Origin of the sequence: Morganella sp. BCCO 40_0007, from assembly GCF_032989665.1 — a bacterium.
GTDB lineage: Bacteria > Pseudomonadota > Gammaproteobacteria > Enterobacterales > Enterobacteriaceae > Morganella > Morganella sibonii.
In genome coordinates this window covers 282,298-304,021 of the sequence record NZ_JAVBIN010000002.1, presented here as the reverse complement: position 1 = coordinate 304,021, position 21,724 = coordinate 282,298, and the positions used below count along the sequence as shown (strand labels likewise).

Sequence of the window (21,724 nt, the reverse complement as noted above, 5' to 3'; positions counted from 1 at the left end):
GTTTCTGTTTTTCAGACTGCCGGTTACGGGCAGTTGGTCAGATGAACGGTTTTACCGCCGACAATCGTGCGCAGCACTTTCACATTGGCGATATCATCCGCAGGGATCTGAAACACATTGCGATCCAGCACAATCATATCCGCCAGTTTGCCCGGTTCCAGTGAGCCGAGAATATCTTCCCGGTGCTGGGCATAAGCAGAATCGATAGTAGCGGCACGCAGCACTTCCGTGATAGTCAGGTCGCGGTCAGTATCCAGACGCTGTGCAGGCTGGCCGTTAACCGGATGACCACGGCGGGTGGCCGCCACTTTCAGATCATACCATTCATCAAAATCATCAATCGGCCAGTCACTGCCGAACGCAACCACCGCCCCGGCATCAATAAACTTGGCGATAGGTTCCAGCTGCTGATAGCGGGTTTCACCGATCATATTACGGGTGAATTCCGCCAGTTCCGCAGTCGGTGCCGCCCACTGGAAAGAGAGGCAGGCGATGGTGCCGAGTCTGGCGAAGCGCGCATAATCTTTGGCATCCACCAGCTCATTGTGAGCCAGTCCCGGACGGATATCTTTCCCCGGATGTGCGGCACGCATTTTTTCGATACCGTTGAGCACCATATCAACCGCGCCTTCTCCGACGGTGTGCAGATGCGGATCATACCCGGCCGCTGCAATACGTTCGAGCAAAGCATCAATCACGTCTGAGGTGAAGTAGAGATCGCCGTAGTTATCTGTCTCACGCCAGTCCGGTTGTGCCGGAGTACCGTGATTGATGCGGTACGGTTTCAGCAGGGAAGCAGTCATTGTCGGGAACTGAAGTACACCATCGACAAACATTTTAATGTTTTTCACCGCAATGCCCGGCTCAGGGCCCCATTCCGGCTGATGATAGCGCTCTGCAAAGGCAACCGCGTTTTTTACGGCCTGCGGAACAGAGGCCACATCCGGCGCATCATCCGGGGTGATTTCACGGGCAGCCTGAATACGCAGTGTCAGTTCACCCTGTTCCTGCAATGTACGGAACGCATCCAGCTGCAATTCTGCCACGCGGGCATCCATCACCATGGTGACGCCCTGTTCATTGAGGACTTTTTGTACCAGGCGCGCAACATCCGGCGCGCGGTCGGCCTGAATGGACGGAATGCTGTCAGCCGCACGCATGGCCGGGGCATCCTCGAGAATACCGTTCAGTTCACCGTCAGCGTGTTTGCCGATTTTACCGTCACTCGGTGCCGGGGTCTCTTTGGTGATCCCGAACAGTTCCAGCGCACGGCTGTTGGCGAGCAGTGTATGGCAGTCATTGGAGAACAGCACGACAGGGCGGCGGGTATTGAGTTTGTCCATATCTTCGCGGTACATATCAATACCGGCCGGTAACATCCCCTGACGCAGCCAGGCGGTGACTTTCAGCCAGTCGTTTTCGCCGGTACGCGGATCGTTATCCAGATGCGCCTGTACGCGGGCGAGGATCTCATCAATGGTCAGGGATTCATAATTCAGATGGCAGCCGAACAGCTGAATACCGCCCCAGAACGGGTGCATATGACCGTCAATAATTCCCGGCATCATCATTTTGCCGTCGAGATCGATAAACTGTGTATGCTCACCACGGAATGCTGCCATGTCATCATTATCACCACAGGCAAGAATACGGCCGTCAGCAATGGCGATGGCTCCGGCGACGCGGTTTTCCGCATCCGCAGTATAGATGTAACCGTTGTGATAAATAATATCAGCGGCAGTCATTTTCATTATGCTCTCCAGTCCTCATCAACAGAGTTAATTGATAATTAAGTGAGTTTCTTCTTCCGTGATTGACGGCGGACGGCGGGTAAAGAACCGGGTGATCACACCGAGGTATACCACACCGATCCCCAGCCAGATCAGGCCGACAGTCAGTGCCTGAGCATCCAGACTGGTCCACAGCCACAGGGTCAGCAGAACCCCGATCGCCGGTACCACCAGACAGCGCAGGATCACGGCAGCTGTCAGCGGTTCCTTCCGGTCAATAATAAAGTGTTTGATAACACACAGGTTTACAAAGGTAAATGCAATCAGTGCGCCGAAGCTTATCATGGACGCCACCAGGCTCAGGGAGAGCACCAGTGCCATCAGAGAGGCAAGGGCGACAAACAGGATCGACAGCACCGGGGTGTTGAACCGGGCATGCAGACGGGCAAACACAGAGCGCGGCAGCACCCCTTCACGGCCCATGGCATAGAAAATCCGCACAATACTGGCCTGGGATGTCATCGCGGAGGCAAACACGCCGATCACATAAGCCGTAATAAAGGAGGATGCCATCAGCGCGCCGCCGACTTTTTCCATCACCTGAATACTGGCGATATCGGTGTTCGGCAGGAAATCACGCCACGCCGGATAGCTCAGATGTGCACCATAAGAGATAATGATAAACAACGTACCGGCGATAAACACGGTATAGAGAATCGCTTTCGGCAGCGCGCGTTTGGCATCTTTGGTCTCTTCCGCCATGGTGGAAATGGCATCAAACCCGAGGAACGCGAGACACAGAACCGCAGCACCGGCAAACAGCCCTGATACCTGATCAGACATCACCGTCAGCGGGGCGAGCAGCGCCTCTTTATCCAGGGTGAACGCCGAACTGAAGCTGAAGTACAGGAACAGCGCGATAAAGATCAGCTGCATCACAATAATCAGCATATTCATCGACGTGACCAGTTTGATCCCGAGAATATTCAGCAGGGAAACAATCACAATCGCGGAGACAATAATCAGCTCCATCGGCACCGACGGCAGGGCTTCATGCACAAAAATACCGATGGCGATATAGTTGATAATCGGCAGAAACAGATAATCCAGCAATTGCGCCCAGCCGACCAGAAACCCGGTATTTCCGCCGAAGATTTTCTGGACATAAGAATATGCAGAGCCGGCCAGCGGCAGTGTGCTGGTCATTTTACAATAGCTGAGTGCGGTAAACAGGACGGCTGTCAGAGTAATAATATAAGCAACCGGTAAATGACCTTCACTGAGGACGGTGACCTGTCCGTAAGTCGTGAAGATACCAAGGGGCACCATATAGGCGAGCCCGAAGAAAACCAACGCGGGGGTATTTAATACGCGTTTCATCTGCACAGTATTCTGTTGCATTTTTACAGCCCTTCCCAATAGCCTGAAACATGCCGCGGACATGGCGTCCCGGCACAGCACTTATTTTCCGGCCGTCAGCAGGTGACGGTCAGTCTGCATTTATTTTCAATAAACCTCGCACCTTGCGTCTGCATCGTGCGCACTTTACTGAAACGTCAGTGATAAACGGGCCATCACCACACGCTGGGGTAAATGCAGGCGGCGTACAATATATGAGTTATCTGTATTTGGCAATAAAAGTTGAACAGGATAATGACAATGAATATAGCGTATTTTCCCGGAAATTCCGCAAAATGATGACCAGGTAACTATAAGGATAAAACATCCTTACCGGTGATCGTTTACCGGGGAACTGAACGGGGCAGCGGAAACCGTAACGTAAGGTATTTTTTATAATAAAATCATAATTATATTGATTTTCATTAATAAGTTAATATTGAAATTGATACATTAAGCAGAATAACGTAATTACCGATGCTGTTTATTTTCAGGCAGGGATAATGATTTATCCGCTTGCTGCTTTTTTTTCACTGCCGGACGGATAAAAAACGATAAGTAACGATAAAGTGATAACAGACCGGAAAAGGCCGGTAAAAAATAATGTCATCGACCCGGGAATATCCGGGGGACATAAACGGTACTCCGGAACCGAAATAAGCTATCGTGAGATTCGGCGTTATATCCCTGATGTAATGTAAGGCTTACCGTTACATTTTGTGGTATCCGGTAATAAACAATTAATAAACTGATTTTTATGCGTTTTTTTATTTATGGAAACATCTTCAGGCAGACATTAATCATATCATGTTCATTTTCCGGCAACTGATACCGGTGTTCCGGCAGACAATAACGGGGGCGGTAATCAGGTATTATTTCCGGTTTTTTCCTTGTTGTTTTTTGCGTCAGGATGATTTTCAGCCGGAATATCATGTATGCGTTAATTCTCTTTAAGTGTGAACGAAATCGTTTGCTTTTGTTTTTTGCGGCTATAGAATTCGTCAGATTTTTTTGGCCTGAGAAAAGCAACAGGAGGCAATTGTGTCCGGGGATAAAAATTACAGTCATGGGCCTGTGCCCATATCCGCGCGGAAAGGCGGGCTGGCATTAACCTTTGTAATGCTGGGTTTAACCTTCTTTTCCGCCAGTATGTGGACCGGAGGTGCTCTCGGTACCGGTCTCAGTTTTAATGATTTCTTCCTCGCAGTTCTTATCGGTAATCTTCTTCTTGGTGTCTACACCGCTTTTCTTGGTTTCATTGGTTCCAAAACCGGCTTAACAACTCACCTTCTCGCGCGTTACTCCTTCGGTATTAAAGGCTCCTGGCTCCCTTCATTCTTACTCGGCGGCACACAAGTCGGCTGGTTTGGTGTCGGTGTGGCCATGTTTGCCATTCCGGTCGGTAAAGCGACAGGGTGGGATATCAACTGGCTGATCGGTATCTCCGGGGTGCTGATGACCGTGACAGTATTCTTCGGCATCTCCGCACTGACCGTACTCTCTGTGATTGCAGTACCGGCGATTGCCATTCTCGGCAGTTACTCGGTTTACCTGGCGGTAACCGGTATGGGCGGAATGAGTGCACTGCGTGAAGTGATCCCCGCTCAGCCGATTGATTTTAATCTGGCGCTCGCCATGGTGGTCGGTTCATTTGTCAGTGCGGGCACGCTGACGGCAGATTTTGTCCGCTTCGGCCGCAAACCGAAAATTGCGGTGCTGGTGGCGATTATCGCTTTCTTCCTCGGTAACTCACTGATGTTTATCTTCGGTGCTGCCGGGGCGGCGTCTCTCGGTATGGCGGATATCTCTGATGTGATGATTGCCCAGGGGCTGTTATTACCGGCAATTATTGTGCTCGGGCTGAATATCTGGACCACCAATGATAACGCACTCTATGCGTCCGGCCTGGGATTTGCCAATATCACCGGGCTTTCCAGCAAAACCTTATCTATCATCAACGGGCTTATCGGCACACTGTGCGCCCTGTGGCTCTATAATAATTTTGTCGGCTGGCTGACGTTCTTATCCGCCGCTATTCCGCCAATCGGGGGAATTATCATCGCGGATTATCTGATGTACCGTCACCGCTATGAAACCTTTGACCGCAGTAAAATGCGTGATGTGAATGTCAGCGCACTGCTGGCGGTGGCGGCAGGTGTGATTGCCGGACACTGGCTGCCGGGGATTGTGCCGGTGAACGCAGTTCTCGGCGGTGCATTAAGCTATGCTGTCCTCAATCCGTTACTTAACCGCCGTCGCACAACCAACCCGGAGATGACCCGTGCTTAATCAAACCGTAAAACATATTTATAATGCCCGTCTGCCGGACCGTGACGGACTGTGGCGTATCGACATCGATAATCAGCGCATTACCGCGATTGTGCAGCAGCCTGCCGGTGAAGTGCTGCCGGAGAGCCTGGACGCCGAAGGCGGCCTGGTCACGGCACCGTTTGTCGAACCGCATATTCATCTTGATACCACCCAGACCGCCGGGGAACCGGCGTGGAACCAGTCCGGTACGCTGTTTGAAGGTATCGAACGCTGGGCAGAACGCAAAGCGCTGCTGACACACGACGATGTGAAAACCCGCGCCTGGCAGACCCTGAAATGGCAGATTGCCAACGGTATTCAGCATGTCCGCACCCACGTTGATGTCTCCGATGCCACACTGACCGCGCTGAAAGCGATGCTGGAAGTGAAGCAGGAAGTTGCGCCGTGGGTGGACTTACAGATTGTCGCGTTCCCGCAGGAAGGGATCATGTCTTACCCGGACGGTGAGGCACTGCTGGAAGAGGCACTGCGCCTGGGCGCAGATGTGGCCGGTGCTATCCCGCACTTTGAATTTACCCGTGAATACGGCGTGGAATCCCTGCACAAAACCTTTGCGCTGGCTCAGAAATACGATCGTCTGATCGACGTGCATTGTGATGAAATCGACGATGAACAGTCGCGTTTTGTGGAAACCGTTGCCGCGCTGGCACACCGCGAGGGAATGGGCGCGCGTGTTACCGCGAGCCACACCACGGCGATGCACTCGTATAACGGGGCTTATACCTCCCGCCTGTTCCGTCTGCTGAAAATGTCCGGTATTAACTTTGTGGCGAACCCGCTGGTGAACATTCACTTACAGGGGCGTTTTGATACGTATCCGAAGCGCCGCGGGATCACCCGTGTCAAAGAGATGCTGGCGGCAGATATTAATGTCTGCTTCGGTCACGATGACGTGTTTGACCCGTGGTATCCGCTGGGAACGGCCAATATGCTCCAGGTGTTGCATATGGGGCTGCATGTCTGTCAACTGATGGGATATGGTCAGATTAATGACGGGCTGAAGCTGATCACGGAATACAGTGCGCGCACCCTGAATTTACAGGATTACGGTGTGGCGGAAGGCAAACGCGCCAGCCTGCTGATCCTGCCGGCGGAAAACGGGTTTGATGCTGTCCGCCGTCAGGTGCCGGTGCGTTACTCTGTCCGTGACGGCCGTGTGATAGCCGAAACACAGCCTGCCGTCACACAGATCCATCTGGATAAACCGGAGACTATCCGTTACAGCCGCACACTTCGCACTGAGGATCAGGCTTAAGATTAATGGTGCGGAACTGCATGCGCATGGCATCAAACAGCACCACTTTTCCGCTGCTCACCTGCCCGTAGCCGGTGAGCAGTTTGATGCACTCCATCGCCTCCAGGGTGCCGATGGTGCCGACCAGCGGTGCCATCACACCCGCTTCCACACAGGTCAGACTGTTCTCCCCGAATAACCGGCTCAGACAGCGGTAACAGGGTTCGCCCTCCTGCCAGGTAAAGACAGAGATCTGTCCTTCCATACGGATAGCGGCACCGGACACCAGCGGGATCTTCAACTGATGACACGCGCGGTTAAGCTGTTCGCGGACGGCGACATTATCGGTGCAGTCCAGCACCACATGATGAGATTGAATCAGCGCGGTAAGCTCATCATCATCCAGCTGTTTGGTGACCGTTTCTGTATGACAGTGCGGATTGACTGCTTTCAGCGCAATGGCGGCGGATTCTGTTTTTGCCATCCCGATGCGGGCATCAGTATGCAGGATCTGGCGCTGCAAATTGGAGAGCGACACGGTATCAAAATCCAGCAGCGTAAGATGACCAACCCCTGCGGCAGCCAGATACTGCGCCGCTGCACAGCCCAGCCCGCCGAGGCCGGTGATCAGCACCCGCCCGGCTTTCAGGGCTTCCTGACCATCAAAATCAAAGCCGCGCAGTACGATCTGACGGTTATAACGCAGTGCTTCTTCATCACTGAGTTCAATATGTCCGGGTTCGGTCGCCATCAGTCGTTCTTCAGTAAATGATTAAAAAATTCGATTTCAATGGTGTCACCGGCGGCAACCGCACCGCGTTCACGCTCCAGCACAATAAAGCAGTTGGCGAGGCTGAAAGAACTGAAAATATGTGAGCCCTGATCGCCGGTGGTTCTGACCACCATCTGACCCTGTTCATTCACACCGGCAATACCGCGCTGGAAGTCCAGACGACCGGCGGATTTTTTCAGCGGCGTGGTGGCGATGGCTTTAAAGCGCATCGGCGGCTGCCACTGGCTGAAACCGGACAGACGGGCAATCAGCGGCTGTACCAGCTCATAGAACGTCACGGTGGTGGAAACCGGGTTGCCCGGCAGACCGCAGAACCAGGCGTTATTCAGCTTACCGAAAGCAAACGGCTTGCCCGGTTTGATCGCCAGTTTCCAGAAATTAATTTTACCGATCTCATCGAGGATCTGTTTGGTGTAATCCGCTTCACCGACAGACACACCGCCGCTGCTGATCACCAGGTCTGCCAGTGCATCGGCCTTCTCAAAGGTGGCGCGCAGAATCTCCGGGTTATCCGGGATCACACCGAGGTCAATCACGTCACAACCGAGTTTTTCCAGCATCAGACGAACCGCAAAACGGTTGGTATCATAAATCTGTCCGTCGCCCAGCGGCTGGCCGACAGCCTGCAATTCATCGCCGGTGGAGAACACCGCCACTTTCAGTTTGCGTACCACGGATAACTCCGCCAGACCAAGAGAGGCGATCAGCGGAAGCTGGGCAGCGGCCAGTTTGGTGCCTGCCGGTAAAACTTCGCTGTGCTGCGCGATATCCTCACCGATACGGCGGATATTTTGTCCGGCGGTAATACCGGCGGTAAAGGTGATACCGGCATCTGACACTTCTGCTTCTTCCTGCATCACCACGGTATCCACACCCGCCGGTACCGGGGCACCGGTCATAATACGGACACATTGTCCCGCCGGTAACGCGCCGTTAAACGGTACACCGGCCAGTGCCCGGCCAGCCACCGGCAGCGGGGTTTTTCCGTCCCAATCCGCCAGGCGCAGCCCGTAACCATCCATTGCGGAATTATCAAATGGCGGTACATTGATAGGGGAAATAACAGGTGCGGCAGTGATCCGCCCGGCAGCATCCGTCAGCGCGATAGTTTCCGTACCGGTGATCGCGGCCGGGGTCGCGAGCAGCTTATCCAGTGCTTCCTGTAAAGAGATTAACGAAGAGGTGTGACTTTCTGTCGGATTAGCCATGATGCTGTTTCACTCCCGGTGCCCGCAGGGCGCAGATAAAACGGATAATAAAGAGAAAGGCATTATGGCAGACTTACAGAACAAGTTGAATGATGTGGCACAAAAGCGTGAGCAACAGATCTGATTCCGGAAGTCATTATTGCATTTTAAAGGCTTCTTTTGGTATAACGAAGTTACAAATTATTAACATATTGTATTTCACATGACGACATCTCACTCCGCCCGTCAGACAACGGCACTTCATATCGCAATCAGTGGTTTTCTTGCGCTGGTGGTCGCCATGGGAATAGGGCGCTTTGCCTTTACCCCGCAGGTGCCGCTGATGATTGACGAGCATCAGCTTGATCTGACAACCGCCGGTATTGTCGCTGCCTGGAATTACCTCGGTTATCTTGCCGGGTCCTTTGATGCCATGCGGGCAAAACGCGGCATTGAGCTGCGGCTGTGGACCGGGTTATGGGGCGCGGTGATTATCACACTGCTGTCAGCAGTGATTTCCGGCGCGGTGCTGCACAGTATCGCACGCTTTTTTATCGGCTGGGCGAGCGGCTGGACACTGGTACTCGCTGCTGCCTGGACCAATGACGCACTGGCAAAACTCAATCGTCCGGCACTGAGTGTCGCGGTTTACGGCGGAACCGGTACCGGGATTCTGTTGTGCGGGCTGGCGGCAATCGGCATTCAGGGCTTATCGCTGACCGCCTCACAGGGCTGGTGGATCTATGGTGCAGCGGCGCTGGTGTTCAGCCTGTATGTCAGCCGCTATCTGCCGCGTCCGGGAGAACTGAGTACCGGCGCCTCCCCGCACAGCAAGCCGGTGATGACGCCGAAAATCCGCCGTTTATTGTGGAGCTATGCGCTGGCCGGGTTCGGTTATATCCTGCCCGCCACGTTTTTATCGCAGATGGCGGCGGCACGTTTTCCCGGCAGTCTGTTTGCTCAGTTTGTCTGGCCGGTATTTGGTATCGCAGCCGTTGCCGGTATCGCAGCTGCGATTGCCGCGCGGCATTTTTTCACACCGCAGCGGCGGCTGGCAATCACCCTCTGGGCACAGGCAGCGGGTATTCTGGCGGCGGAAGTCATGCCCGGAATCAGTGGCCTGGCAGTCAGTGCCTTTCTGGTCGGCGGCGGCCTAATGGCGGCGGTACAGCTGGCATTTCAGTGCGGGCGCGAACTGGCTCCGGAGCACGGCCGTTATATGGCCGGGCTGCTGACCACCTGGTATGCCGTCGGGCAGCTCGGCGGCCCGCTGGTATCCTCGGTTTCCGCGTATTTTACCGGCAAACTGGAACCGGCACTGTGGGTCGCCTTTGCGGCACTGATTACCGGTGGATTGCTGGTGTTCCGTGACCGCAGTGATATAAACGAATAATTATCCTCAGGGATAACAGGTTTATTATTTATTAATCCTGTTATCTTTTTAATTAATTAAAAATAAAAAACAGAGAACTAAAAAAACGGTTTTATCACTTAACCGGTTTATGCTTTATTTAATTTTCAGGGCATAAAGTCATCATGATGAAAAACAACCGGTAATCATTCCTGATGAGAAAGAAAAATATTATTAAGAAGGTAATTAATGATCCGAAAGATACACGCTTGCTGTCCATGAATATCAGTATGGTACTGACGCCATTGATGGTCACTCACTCATCACTGCGCATTGTCAGGCCGGATAATGTGATGACTGATGTCTTTCTTACACCGGTGATTTATGCGGGATTCTATGTTCTGACAAAAAAGATACTGTATTTTATATTTAAATAATTGAGAGGTTAATTATGAAAGAATTAAATCAGGAACAATTATTGTCTGTTTCAGGATCTGGTCTTGCCGCTGCCGGAACTCTATTTGCCGGAATGATATTTGATATCACTGCGGTGATGATGTCAGATATTTCCCGGAGCAGCGAAGAAATTGTTTTTGCTGATCATAAGGATATTTCCCGTCTCCGTTATGAGGTTATATAACACATTCGTTATCCGGTATTTTTCCGGTAAATGTTTTCGTTACTTTCTTTCCGGCTGATATCCGTAGTATTAACAGGGATTTCCGGTGCAAACTTTTCATCACCAAAACCACAAAATGGATTAACAAAACGGCGTATTGCTCTAAAATAGCAGGGCGGCGGGTATTGACCGGCCGCCGGGTGCAACACAGCACCGGGAGTCACCTGAAAAATAGTCGGAGAAGGTATGTCATCATTAAGCCGGGAAGCAGAACTTGTCCACGCCGCGCTGATCGCACGCGGGCTGGAGACACCATTACGGGAGCAGACACTGCCGCCGGAAACCCGTAAGGTTCAGATTGAAGCGCACATGACAGAAATTATGAAGCTGCTCAATCTCGACCTGAGCGACGACAGTCTGGCAGATACCCCGAAACGTATCGCGAAGATGTATGTGGATGAAATTTTTTCAGGGCTGGATTATCACAATTTCCCGAAAATCACCCTGATTGAAAATAAAATGAAAGTGGATGAGATGGTGACGGTTCGTGATATCACGCTGACCAGCACCTGTGAACATCACTTTGTCACTATCGACGGTAAAGCCACGGTGGCGTATATCCCGAAAGACACGGTTATCGGGTTATCGAAGATTAACCGGATTGTACAGTTCTTTGCCCAGCGTCCGCAGGTGCAGGAGCGACTGACACAACAAATTCTGCTGGCACTGCAAACACTGCTCGGCACCACCAATGTGGCGGTATCCATTGATGCGGTGCATTATTGTGTCAAAGCGCGTGGTATCCGTGATGCGACCAGTACCACCACCACCACCTCACTGGGCGGATTATTTAAATCCAGCCAGAACACCCGCCAGGAATTCCTGCGCGCAGCCCGTCATATTTAACCGATGACATTGTCTGCCACTCCCGCCTCTGCACGTATTGATGTTCTCGATATGGTGCGGGGGCTGGCCGTTCTCGGTATTTTTATCCTCAACATCAGTGGGTTCGCGCTGCCATCCGCAGCCTATATGAATCCGGTCTATATTTCGTCAGCGTCAGGAACGGATGTCACCACCTGGGCGGTACTGAGCGTACTGGTGCAGGGCAAATTCCTCGGTATGTTTGCGCTGCTGTTTGGTGCGACACTGATGATGCTCAGCCGCTACAGTCAGTCATGGAATATGGGGCGGCTGCTGGTGCTGGGGGGTATCGGTCTGCTGCATACGGCCCTGCTCTGGAGCGGGGATATCCTGCTGATGTATAGTCTGACTGGTATAGCCGCCTGCTGGATTATCCACAACGTCTCTTCCCGCTGGTGGCTGACGCTGGTGCCGGTACTGATTCTGACCGGGTTATTCCTGCTGTTCTTTCTGTTATCTGAGGGTGGTGAGCTGAAACTGCTGTACTGGCAGCCGTCGCAGGAGATGCTGGATTATGAAGTACTGATCGCCAATACCGGCGGCCTTGCGGGCATGCTGGACAGAGTAAACACCATCAGCGGCATGCTGATGATGATGGTGGTTCAGTATGGCTGGCAGTTACTGGCGATGATGCTGCTGGGAGCCGTGCTGATGAAAAACGGCTGGCTGAAAGGGGCATTCCCGCTGTCTCACTACCGGCGGCTGGCGGCATGGCTGCTGATCCCGTCATTGCTGTTACAGGCTATTGTTGTGTGGATGGAATACCTGAACGGCTGGAGTGTCTTCTGGTTAGGCACTGTCGGGTATCCGCTCGCCGATATTTTACAGCCGGTGCAGGCCACCGGGCTTATCGCACTGTTTTACGGTTTGCAGCCGCAGTTAAAACCGGTTTCGGCCTGTTTACAGCGGGTCGGGCGCACAGCCCTGAGCAGTTATCTGCTGCAATCGGTTTGCGGGGTGATAGTGTTTGAGTACTTCGGTTATTTTGGTCAGTTTGATCGCCTGACGCTGCTGGCGTTTGTGCCGCTGATGTGGATGATTAATATTTTATTCTCCACCCTGTGGCTGCGTTACTTTTCTCAGGGACCGGCGGAGTGGTTATGGCGGAAAGCAGCCGGTAAACTGGCTGCCCGCTGAGATGATGCTACGGTGCAGCCGGTGCCGGTTGCCCGGTTCCGGTTTTTGCCGGTTTTTCTGCGGTGGCTGGCGGCTCAGGATAAAGCACATTCAGCTCTTCCGGGGTCACTGCCGGGTATGACGGCACATTTTCAGGCAGGGTTTGCGGTGCAGGGATAGATTCCTGCGGACCGAGGAAACGCGGCTCACGGTTGAGAATATATAAGTCGGCCAGCGCCCCCAGCCGGGCAACCACTTCCCGCGCCCGGACAGTAAACATATTCTTCGGAGAAGAAACGGCATAACAGCGCGCCTCAATGCCTTTCTCCATCGCGATATACAGTGCCCGTTCGCAATGAAAACGCTGGGTAATAATGGTAAACCCATTGGTATCAAAGACTTTTCTTGTCCGTACCACTGAATCCAGCGTACGGAATCCGGCAAAATCGAGCACAATTTTGCTGGCCGGTATCCCGGCATTCACCAGATCTTTCCGCATCGTACTCGGCTCATTGTAGCTGTGCTGCGCGTTATCACCGCTCAACAGCAGATATTTCACCTTGCCGCTGTTATACGCATTGACCGCACCCTGAATACGATAGAGGTAATACTGGTTAATTGTCCCGTTTCTGTAGTACTTGGCTGTACCGAGTACCATACCGACTTCAGCCGGCGGCAGGTCATTGATATTTTCATAAATATAGGGCGCGGTTTTCCAGCTTATCCAGCGATCTGCCGCAACAGCCACCACTGCCGCCAGGATAATACCTGCCAGCATCCACAGAATGATCCGTTTCCATATCCGGGCTTTTCCCATTATTCCTGAGCCTTTATCACTATATAGTTACCATGAGGTTAAGATTACTTGAGCGGGGAAAAGCTGGCAAGGGTGAAAAAAAGAATAAAACCCGCACAGAGGCGGGTTTTCAGTGACAGTTCACCGGCTATTCGTCAGAAAGATGTCCGGCGGTAAACACGATATTCCGGATGCCAGAAGTTGCGTTCGATAGCTTCATCGAGAGCGCCGTCAGAGGTGACGGTGGCAACACCCTGGATCTGGGCTTCCTTGGCAACCTGTTTGGCGATGATGCGGGACACTTTTTTGATATCTTCGATATCCGGCAGTAACGAACCTTCGCCGTTGATAACCATCGGTGAACAATCAGCCAGTGCACGGCTTGCGGTCATCATCATACCGTCAGTCACACGTTTGGCACCGGCAGCCAGCACTCCCAGACCAATCCCCGGGAAGATAAATGAGTTGTTGCACTGAGAGATAGGATAGGTTTTATCCTTATAAATCACCGGATTGAACGGACTGCCGGTCGCAACCAGTGCATGGCCGTCTGTCCAGGCGATAATATCTTCCGGACGAGCTTCCACGCGGGAGGTCGGGTTAGACAGCGGCATGACCACCGGACGCTCACAGTTTTTGTGCATTTCACGGATAATCTCTTCCGTAAACAGCCCCGGCTGACCGGAAACCCCGATAAGCACCGTCGGTTTGGCGTTACGGACCACATCTTCCAGCGAAATGGCATCATTCTGCACATCCCAGCCCGCAATAATGTCACTTTTGGTGATCAGTTTGCTCTGGAAGTTCAGCAGGTTCGGCAGTTTATCGGTCAGCAGACCGAATCTGTCCACCATAAAGATACGGGCACGCGCCTGCTCTTCACTCAGACCTTCGGATTTCATCTGTGCGATGATCTGCTCAGCGATACCACATCCGGCAGAGCCTGCTCCCAGGAAAGCAACGGTCTGATCTTTCAGCTGTCCGCCCGCAGCACGGCTGGCGGCGATCAGGCTGCCGAGGGTGACTGACGCGGTTCCCTGAATATCATCATTGAAGCAGCACAGCTGATCGCGGTAGCGTTCCAGCAGCGGCATCGCATTTTTCTGGGCGAAATCTTCAAACTGTAACAACACATCCGGCCAGCGGCGTTTAACGGCATTGATAAATTCATCAACAAATTCATCATACTCTTCGCCGGTAATCCGCGGATGACGCCAGCCCATATAGAGCGGGTCGTTCAGGCGCTGCTGATTATTGGTACCGACATCCAGCACGATAGGCAGGGTATACGCCGGGCTGATACCGCCGCAGGCAGTATACAGGGAGAGTTTACCAATCGGGATACCCATCCCGCCGATCCCCTGGTCACCCAGACCGAGGATCCGCTCACCATCGGTCACCACGATGACTTTTACATTCTGCTTGGTGGCATTCTGCAGCATGTCATCAATGTAAGCGCGGTTCGGATAAGAGATAAACAGCCCGCGCGCACGGCGGTAACTGTCCGAGAAATGCTCACAGGCCGCCCCGACTGTCGGGGTGTAAATGATAGGCATCATTTCTTTGAGGTGAGCATTGAGCAGACGGTAGAACAGCGTTTCATTCGTATCCTGAATGTTACGCAGGTAGATATGTTTATCCGTATCGTTTTTAAAATCAGAATACTGACGATAGGCGCGTTCAGTCTGCTCTTCGATGGTCTCCACCGCTTCAGGCAGCAGGCCGTGGAGGTTGAAATTACTGCGCTCTTCTTCGGAGAAGGCGCTTCCCTTGTTCAGCAGCGGGAACTCTAACAGGATAGGGCCCGCATACGGGATATATAATGCACGTTTGCTTTCGTATTCCAGTTCCATGTATGACTACTCTTTGCCAATTGACATTTTTAAGACAGGACGCACTGATCCTAAGTTATCTGAAAAATATGTACAGTAATTGTTACGAAATTAGTGATACCGATGTGTGAAAGTGAGAGGCGGGATAGATTTATATTGAGTAATCACGTAAAGGTTGATGCCCGGAACCGGTGAGCACCAACCTCAGAGGGAGAGGATCAATAACTGAACAGAGCGATATCCTGACAGCCCAGGGCATTCAGTGTGGCAGAGGTGCTTTCCCATTGTGACAGTGTGGCATTACTGCCTTCCACCAGTACAGCGCGGTGGATATCGTGCAGGTCGCCGCCCGCCATATTCATAAAGATCAATGCAGCCTGTAACGGCGGCAGCCCCGGGTTAAAGGCGGCATTTTCAATATAAGCACCGCTGTAGATGCGTCCGCGGCTGTCCTGAAGAGCCACCCCGCTGTGGGAATGAGAGTACGGCGCATGGCTGCGGTTAGCTGCCTCGAGCGCTTTTCCGACCACCGCATTCGTGGCAAGGAAATGATAACCGTGATGCACCTGGTCAAACAGCCGGGTTTCAATCCCCAGATCCACCGGGCCGAAAGCATGCGGCAGCAGCGTTTTCAGCGGCATAGCGGCCAGTTCCGGTAACTGAATCAGCAGTTCTGTACCGCTGTTCAGTTCATTCATAAACTGACGGCAATGGCCGCACGGCGTGTAATTGACGGTGATTTTGCGCAAACCGTTCTCGCCGCGCAGCCAGGCGTGAGTGATCGCGCTCTGCTCCGCGTGTACCGTTTGCTGTAACGGCACATGGCAGAACTCCATATTGGCACCGAAATAGAGGTTTCCGCTCAGTCCGTGTGCAACCGCACCCACATTAAACCGGGATACCGGTGTCACGGCACAGGCTGCCGCCAGCGGCAGCATGGCCAGCGCGAGTGCATCCTCATCAGTACCTGCGGCGTGGCAGAGTGCACTGACCTGTTTGGCAGATAAATATCCGGGAAAAGTATCAGCGCACACAATATCTGTCAGCAGTGTCTGTAACGGGGAAGGGAGTGTGTTCAGGGCTGCATGAAAGCGGTTTTGCATAAAATGACCTCCATTATCAATGAGATCATTCTAGCGGGTAGTTATACATAATGAACGTGATTTTTGTCACGTTCATTATGAAACGAATGAAACAAATGCTGAATTTGCGAGATGGAACTCAAATTTTCAGGTTATCCGAACACGGCCAGCAGAACCGGGAAGATAAACGGTGCCATCAGAGAAGTAATAATCCCGCAGGTCATTAATGCCAGTGAGCTGTAAGCACCTTCCACATAATCGTCTTCCGCGCAGCGGGCAGTACCGAGGGCGTGAGAGGCTGTCCCCATTGCCAGGCCGCGTGAGGCTTTCGTGGTGACTTTCAGTCGTTTGAACAGGGTATGGCCGAAGATAGCGCCGAGTATCCCGACGAAAATCACACAGACTGCACTGATTGCCGCGACACCGCCGATGGAGTCAGAAACAGCGATCGCAATCGGGGTGGTGACTGATTTCGGCAGAATAGAGGCGGCGATTTCCGGTGTCGCGCCCATCATAAAGGCAATGGCGGTGCCGGTGACCATCGCAATCACACTCCCGGCAAAGCAGATAGTGATAATAGATTTCCACTGTGCACGGATTTGATGCAATTGCTCATACAGCGGAAATGCCAGCGCCACCACCGCGGGTTGCAGCAGGTCGTTAAGGATACGACTGCCCTCGAAATAGTGGTTGTATGAGATTCCGGTGAATATCAGCAGCGGAATGATAATCACGATGGATATCAGCAGCGGGTTTAATACCGGCAGCTTAAATTTAATATAGATAGCTCTGGCGAGAAAATAGACGCCGATGGTAAGCGGGAGCGACCACCAGATATGCGTTAACATTTGCGTTTCTCTTGTTGTTCGGTTTTTTCAGTTACTGCGGCAACCGCATCGGCTTCCTGTTGTTCCGGAACCGGCACATGACGGCGGTGAATAAATTCAGAGCTCAGCGCAACAGCACACATGGCAATAAAAGTACTGACGACACAGGCAACCAGGATCGGAAGCAACTGGGCGCTGAGGGTATCGTAATAGTTCATCACACCGATACCGATCGGCAGAAATAACATTGTCATGTTTTTCATTAATAAGGTGCAGCCGGGCTGAACCCAGTGCGCCGGAACAATCTGCAGTGCGAGCAGCACAAAAAGCAGCAGCATACCCACGATGCTGCCCGGGACGGAAAACGGCAGTAACACCGCGATAATATTGCCGGCAAACAGGCACAGATACAGGATCAGAAATGCCCGGAGATAGCGCCAGCCGGTTTCCGCTATCTGTTTTGGTTTCATGATAATGTTCCTTCTTGGATGAACCCATTCATCATACAATTAACTTTTTATTTGTGCTACCGGTCACGAAAAAAATAGTATAACGGTGTGGTTGTCTTGAACGTTTTTTATACATTTATAGTCGCTAAATATTGATTGTAACGGACGTCGGGTAAAATATCAGATACAATAGTATCCAATTTTTAGTTAAATTATCATTTTTGGATATTATAATATCCAAAGGAGGTCTGATGCTATCCCGGCTGTTATTAACTGATGCTGATGTCAGCAAAGCATTTGCCGTCTGGCTGCGTAAAAAGCGCGAAAGCCGGAAATGGTCGCGTGATGCTCTGGCTGCCCGCAGTCTGGTTCCCGCATCTACCATAAAAAAATTCGAGCTGACCGGGCGCATATCATTCCGTCAGCTTTTAACATTATGGCAATGCCTGGATGATATCGGTGTACTTTATGATGTTGTCGATCCGAAAAAACGCACTGAGGTGAAGATACCACAGACAATAGAAGAGGTATTGAAAGATGAATTTTAAGCCTGTTCAGAAACTGACGGTAATGCGGGCATTGTCAACGGGGGAGACAAGGGAAGCCGGAACGCTGGTACAGAACCGGACAGGTGTTTTTTTTCAGTATCACCGTGACTATCTCCGCCGTTTCGGTAACAGTTCACCGGTGACTATGGAAAACAGCACCGAACTTCAGCGTGCACCAGCCGGCCCGCACGGTGGTTTGCACGGTCTTTTTGCAGACAGCCTGCCGGATGGCTGGGGACGTTTGCTGCAGGACAGAGTATTCCGGCAGCAGGGCATTCCGCTGCATAATATTACTGCAATGGACAGACTGGCGTTTGTCGGGCACCGTGGTATGGGGGCATTTTCCTATTATCCGGAATCAGACTATCAGCCGGAAGAAGAGGGATATGCAGATCTGGTTACACTGGGAAGAGATGCTCAGGCGGTGTTTGAGGGGGAGACGGATGTTGTTCTGTCTGCTTTGGTGGCTGCGGGCAGTTCCGGAGGAGCCAGACCCAAAGCACAACTTTATTTCAGGTCCGGGAATTTTTCTGCGTGTTCAACCGGTGAAATTCCGGGTGGCGAAGCCTGGCTGGTAAAGTTTACTTCCGCATCACTACCGTTGGGGCATGATGAGGGATTATGTGAAGCTGTTTATCTGGATCTTGCCGGGCGGGCCGGACTTAATCCGCCACAGTGGCGATTGATCGATACCGGAAGTCAGGGAGCAGCAAAAGCCTGGCTGGCCGTAAAACGTTTTGATCGGACAAACAACGGTACAGATAAACGTTCCGGTCGCTTGCTGATGCACAGTGTATGCGGATTACTGGACGCAGATTTTCGCACACCGTCTTTAGATTACGAGGATCTGATTCGTCTGAGCAGGATGTTGTGCCGCTCGGTTCCCGCAGGGCAACTGCAATTCCGGAGGGCCGTATTTAACCTGCTGGCTGCAAACCAGGATGATCACACCAAAAACTGGTCTTTTCTGCAATCGGATGATGGTCAGTGGCTGCCGGCTCCTTTTTATGATGTAACTTATAATCCTAATAGTATGAATGAGCATACAATGGCTTTCGGCGGATACGGAAGAACACCACCGGCAGGAACAATGAAACATCTGGCGGAACTGGCCGGTTTTGATAACTGGGAAACCGCGCGTCAGGCAATTGCGGAGATTGCGGATGTTGTGGCTGGTTTTCCTGAGCTGGCAAAAGCAGCCGGGGTTTCACCGGATATCCGGCGGGAAATAGAAAGCACACTGACACAGCGGCGGCAAAGCAATCAGCATTTATTGTCTGTATAAAAAACGGCAGCGGATCTGAATGATACGCTGCCGTTATTTTTACTGGTGAACTACAGGATTTACTTCACCTGCTGGCCCGGTTGTGCACCGGAATCCGGGCTGAGCAGGAAAATATCTTTTCCGCCGGGGCCTGCGGCCATCACCATACCTTCAGAGATCCCGAACCGCATTTTGCGCGGTGCCAGGTTGGCAACCATCACCGTCAGGCGGCCTTCCAGCGCTTTCGGGTCCGGATAAGCCTGACGGATACCGGAGAAGACCTGACGGGTTTCGCCGCCGAGATCCAATACCAGTTTCAGCAGTTTGTCAGAGCCGTCAACGAAATCAGCAGACACTATCTGTGCGATACGCATATCGACTTTGGCAAAATCATCAAAGCTGATGGTATCCGCAATCGGATCATCTGCCAGCGGGCCGCTGACCGGTTTGGCGGACATGGCTTTGATATCCTCTTTGGAGGCTTCAATCATCGCATCCACTTTTGCCATTTCAATACGGCTGAACAGCGCTTTGAAGTCCGCAATCTGATGATCCAGCAGCGGTTTTGCAATACCGTCCAGTGTCAGTTCCTGATTCAGGAACGCTTCACTGCGTGCCGCCAGTTCCGGCATAACCGGTTTCAGGTAGGTCATCAGTGCGCGGAACAGGTTGATACCCACAGTACAGATGGCGTGAAGTTCGTCATCTTTACCTTCCTGTTTCGCCACGACCCACGGTGCTTTCTCATCAATATAACGGTTGGCCACATCGGCCAGCGCCATGATTTCGCGGATAGCTTTGCCGAATTCACGGCCGGTATACTCTTCGCTGATGGTTTTTTCAGCATCAATAAACTGCTGATATAACTCAGGTTCAGCCAGTGTTGCGCTCAGGCGGCCGTTAAAGCGTTTTTTGATAAAGCCCGCCGTACGGGATGCCAGGTTAACCACTTTGTTGACGATGTCACTGTTAACGCGCTGTACGAAATCTTCCAGGTTAAGGTCGATATCATCAATGCGTGAAGAGAGTTTCGCCGCATAGTAGTAACGCAGGCTGTCAGCATCCAGGTGATTCAGATAAGTACGCGCCTGAATAAAGGTGCCGCGTGATTTGGACATCTTCGCGCCGTTAACGGTCACATAGCCGTGGACAAACAGGTTAGTCGGCTTGCGGTAACCGCTGCCTTCCAGCATGGCCGGCCAGAACAGGCTGTGGAAGTACACGATATCTTTACCGATAAAGTGGTACAGATCCGCATCAGAATCTTTTTTCCAGAACTCATCGAAATCGAGATTGCCGCGCTTGTCACACAGGTTTTTAAATGAGCCCATGTAACCGATAGGCGCATCCAGCCAGACATAGAAGTATTTACCCGGCGCACCCGGAATTTCAAACCCGAAATACGGCGCATCACGGCTGATATCCCACTGTTGCAGACCGGAATCAAACCACTCCTGCATTTTATTGGCGACCTGCTCCTGGAGCGCGCCGCTGCGGGTCCATGCCTGTAACATGTCAGCGAATGCCGGCAGATCAAAGAAGTAGTGCTCGCTTTCACGCAGTACCGGTGTGGCACCGGAAACCACGGAGCGCGGGTTAATCAGCTCGGTCGGGCTGTAGGTCGCGCTGCACACTTCGCAGTTGTCGCCGTACTGGTCTTCCGCTTTACATTTCGGGCAGGTGCCTTTCACAAAGCGATCCGGCAGGAACATGCCTTTTTCCGGATCGTACAGCTGGGAAATGGTCCGGGTTTCAATATGGCCGTTCTTTTTCAGCGCCAGATAGATATTTTCTGATAACACCCGGTTCTCTTCGCTGTGCGTGGAGTGGTAGTTATCAAAGCTGATGGCGAAATCGGCAAAATCTTTCTGATGCTCGACGCTCATTTTGGCAATCATTTCTTCAGGGGAGATCCCCTGCTGCTGTGCCTTGAGCATAATCGGTGTGCCGTGAGCATCGTCGGCGCAGATGAAGTGAACCTCTTTGCCGCGCATTCGCTGAAAACGGACCCAAATATCAGCCTGGATATGTTCCAGCATATGACCGAGATGGATTGAACCGTTTGCATATGGTAACGCACAGGTTACCAAAATTTTATTAGCGATCTGAGACATAGAGTATTTCACTTCCTCAAATAATAAAGGGTCTTTGATGTTAACCGATCCCGTCCACCCCTGCCAGCAGTAATCCGGCTTTGTGTGTGGTTTTCCGGACTTTTTTCGGCGGTGAGTATCCGGTGATAA

General features: G+C 52.1%; 19 protein-coding genes. 9 read left to right on the top strand and 10 right to left on the bottom strand.

The window, feature by feature from the left end:
• Positions 1–23: 23 nt before the first annotated feature.
• Positions 24–1,751, bottom strand: a complete 1,728-nt coding sequence (locus R5268_RS03425) for an amidohydrolase (protein WP_317418670.1) — start codon at positions 1,749–1,751, stop codon at positions 24–26.
• A 27-nt stretch (positions 1,752–1,778) separates the two neighbouring features.
• Positions 1,779–3,131: an APC family permease gene (locus R5268_RS03420; RefSeq protein ID WP_317418671.1), complete on the bottom strand. Its 1,353-nt coding sequence runs from the start codon at positions 3,129–3,131 to the stop codon at positions 1,779–1,781.
• A gap of 1,038 nt (positions 3,132–4,169) precedes the next feature.
• On the opposite strand from R5268_RS03420, the gene codB reads away from it, so the two are divergent.
• Both codB and R5268_RS03410 read left to right on the top strand, forming a co-directional pair.
• Positions 4,170–5,417, top strand: a complete 1,248-nt coding sequence (gene codB, locus R5268_RS03415; RefSeq protein ID WP_166707276.1) for a cytosine permease — start codon at positions 4,170–4,172, stop codon at positions 5,415–5,417.
• On the top strand, positions 5,410–6,714 hold the full coding sequence (locus R5268_RS03410; protein ID WP_046893770.1) for a cytosine deaminase: 1,305 nt from the start codon (positions 5,410–5,412) through the stop codon (positions 6,712–6,714). Before codB ends, R5268_RS03410 begins: the two co-directional genes overlap by 8 nt.
• Here R5268_RS03410 and moeB read toward each other — a convergent pair.
• On the bottom strand, positions 6,671–7,444 hold the full coding sequence (gene moeB / locus R5268_RS03405; protein WP_317418672.1) for a molybdopterin-synthase adenylyltransferase MoeB: 774 nt from the start codon (positions 7,442–7,444) through the stop codon (positions 6,671–6,673). The two genes, R5268_RS03410 and moeB, sit on opposite strands and share 44 nt — an antisense overlap.
• Positions 7,444–8,694, bottom strand: coding sequence for a molybdopterin molybdotransferase MoeA (gene moeA, locus R5268_RS03400; protein WP_317418673.1), 1,251 nt, complete (start codon positions 8,692–8,694; stop codon positions 7,444–7,446). The genes moeB and moeA overlap by 1 nt, the downstream gene beginning before the upstream one ends.
• Here moeA and R5268_RS03395 point away from each other — a divergent pair.
• The 5 genes from R5268_RS03395 (at position 8,693) to yeiB (ending at position 12,704) form a co-directional block, all read left to right on the top strand.
• Entirely contained in the window at positions 8,693–8,818 is a 126-nt protein-coding gene (locus tag R5268_RS03395) for a hypothetical protein (protein ID WP_282097956.1), read from the top strand. The genes moeA and R5268_RS03395 overlap by 2 nt on opposite strands.
• A gap of 78 nt (positions 8,819–8,896) precedes the next feature.
• Complete coding sequence (locus R5268_RS03390; protein ID WP_317418674.1) at positions 8,897–10,066, top strand: YbfB/YjiJ family MFS transporter; 1,170 nt, start codon at positions 8,897–8,899, stop codon at positions 10,064–10,066.
• A gap of 409 nt (positions 10,067–10,475) precedes the next feature.
• Positions 10,476–10,664, top strand: a complete 189-nt coding sequence (locus R5268_RS03385) for a hypothetical protein (RefSeq protein ID WP_218455245.1) — start codon at positions 10,476–10,478, stop codon at positions 10,662–10,664.
• A gap of 225 nt (positions 10,665–10,889) precedes the next feature.
• Positions 10,890–11,549 (top strand): GTP cyclohydrolase I FolE, encoded by a 660-nt coding sequence (folE, locus tag R5268_RS03380; RefSeq protein WP_004235735.1) that lies wholly within the window; start codon positions 10,890–10,892, stop codon positions 11,547–11,549.
• Positions 11,550–11,552: 3 nt separating this feature from the next.
• A complete protein-coding gene (gene yeiB / locus R5268_RS03375; RefSeq protein ID WP_317418675.1) occupies positions 11,553–12,704 on the top strand; it encodes a DUF418 domain-containing protein YeiB in 1,152 nt (383 codons plus the stop codon).
• A 7-nt stretch (positions 12,705–12,711) separates the two neighbouring features.
• On the opposite strand, the gene sanA is transcribed toward yeiB, so the two are convergent.
• From sanA to R5268_RS03350, 5 genes are all read right to left on the bottom strand, one after another.
• The gene (gene sanA / locus R5268_RS03370) at positions 12,712–13,485 is read right to left on the bottom strand and encodes an outer membrane permeability protein SanA (protein WP_410795820.1); all 774 of its coding nucleotides are present in this window, start codon (positions 13,483–13,485) and stop codon (positions 12,712–12,714) included.
• Between the two features lie 149 nt (positions 13,486–13,634).
• On the bottom strand, positions 13,635–15,332 hold the full coding sequence (locus R5268_RS03365; protein WP_107678173.1) for an NAD-dependent malic enzyme: 1,698 nt from the start codon (positions 15,330–15,332) through the stop codon (positions 13,635–13,637).
• A gap of 197 nt (positions 15,333–15,529) precedes the next feature.
• On the bottom strand, positions 15,530–16,414 hold the full coding sequence (cdd, locus tag R5268_RS03360; protein ID WP_317418677.1) for a cytidine deaminase: 885 nt from the start codon (positions 16,412–16,414) through the stop codon (positions 15,530–15,532).
• Between the two features lie 131 nt (positions 16,415–16,545).
• Positions 16,546–17,241 (bottom strand): CidB/LrgB family autolysis modulator, encoded by a 696-nt coding sequence (locus tag R5268_RS03355; RefSeq protein WP_052926197.1) that lies wholly within the window; start codon positions 17,239–17,241, stop codon positions 16,546–16,548.
• Positions 17,235–17,690, bottom strand: a complete 456-nt coding sequence (locus tag R5268_RS03350) for a CidA/LrgA family protein (protein WP_107678175.1) — start codon at positions 17,688–17,690, stop codon at positions 17,235–17,237. The genes R5268_RS03355 and R5268_RS03350 overlap by 7 nt, the downstream gene beginning before the upstream one ends.
• 230 nt (positions 17,691–17,920) lie before the next feature.
• Here R5268_RS03350 and R5268_RS03345 point away from each other — a divergent pair, with 230 nt between their 5' ends.
• A complete protein-coding gene (locus R5268_RS03345; protein WP_036407353.1) occupies positions 17,921–18,217 on the top strand; it encodes a helix-turn-helix transcriptional regulator in 297 nt (98 codons plus the stop codon).
• Positions 18,207–19,502, top strand: a complete 1,296-nt coding sequence (locus R5268_RS03340; RefSeq protein ID WP_317418678.1) for a type II toxin-antitoxin system HipA family toxin — start codon at positions 18,207–18,209, stop codon at positions 19,500–19,502. The genes R5268_RS03345 and R5268_RS03340 overlap by 11 nt, the downstream gene beginning before the upstream one ends.
• A 59-nt stretch (positions 19,503–19,561) precedes the next feature.
• Here R5268_RS03340 and metG read toward each other — a convergent pair whose 3' ends face one another.
• Entirely contained in the window at positions 19,562–21,595 is a 2,034-nt protein-coding gene (metG, locus tag R5268_RS03335) for a methionine--tRNA ligase (protein ID WP_107678178.1), read from the bottom strand.
• Positions 21,596–21,724 lie beyond the last annotated feature (129 nt).

Coding starts and splice junctions, on each gene's coding strand:
- R5268_RS03425 (WP_317418670.1), bottom strand. CDS start 1,751: ATGAAAATGACTGCCGCTGATATTATTTATCACAACGGTTACATCTAT.
- R5268_RS03420 (WP_317418671.1), bottom strand. CDS start 3,131: ATGCAACAGAATACTGTGCAGATGAAACGCGTATTAAATACCCCCGCG.
- moeB (WP_317418672.1), bottom strand. CDS start 7,444: ATGGCGACCGAACCCGGACATATTGAACTCAGTGATGAAGAAGCACTG.
- R5268_RS03395 (WP_282097956.1), top strand. CDS start 8,693: ATGATGCTGTTTCACTCCCGGTGCCCGCAGGGCGCAGATAAAACGGAT.
- moeA (WP_317418673.1), bottom strand. CDS start 8,694: ATGGCTAATCCGACAGAAAGTCACACCTCTTCGTTAATCTCTTTACAG.
- R5268_RS03390 (WP_317418674.1), top strand. CDS start 8,897: ATGACGACATCTCACTCCGCCCGTCAGACAACGGCACTTCATATCGCA.
- R5268_RS03385 (WP_218455245.1), top strand. CDS start 10,476: ATGAAAGAATTAAATCAGGAACAATTATTGTCTGTTTCAGGATCTGGT.
- folE (WP_004235735.1), top strand. CDS start 10,890: ATGTCATCATTAAGCCGGGAAGCAGAACTTGTCCACGCCGCGCTGATC.
- yeiB (WP_317418675.1), top strand. CDS start 11,553: ATGACATTGTCTGCCACTCCCGCCTCTGCACGTATTGATGTTCTCGAT.
- R5268_RS03365 (WP_107678173.1), bottom strand. CDS start 15,332: ATGGAACTGGAATACGAAAGCAAACGTGCATTATATATCCCGTATGCG.
- cdd (WP_317418677.1), bottom strand. CDS start 16,414: ATGCAAAACCGCTTTCATGCAGCCCTGAACACACTCCCTTCCCCGTTA.
- R5268_RS03355 (WP_052926197.1), bottom strand. CDS start 17,241: ATGTTAACGCATATCTGGTGGTCGCTCCCGCTTACCATCGGCGTCTAT.
- R5268_RS03350 (WP_107678175.1), bottom strand. CDS start 17,690: ATGAAACCAAAACAGATAGCGGAAACCGGCTGGCGCTATCTCCGGGCA.
- R5268_RS03345 (WP_036407353.1), top strand. CDS start 17,921: ATGCTATCCCGGCTGTTATTAACTGATGCTGATGTCAGCAAAGCATTT.
- R5268_RS03340 (WP_317418678.1), top strand. CDS start 18,207: ATGAATTTTAAGCCTGTTCAGAAACTGACGGTAATGCGGGCATTGTCA.
- metG (WP_107678178.1), bottom strand. CDS start 21,595: ATGTCTCAGATCGCTAATAAAATTTTGGTAACCTGTGCGTTACCATAT.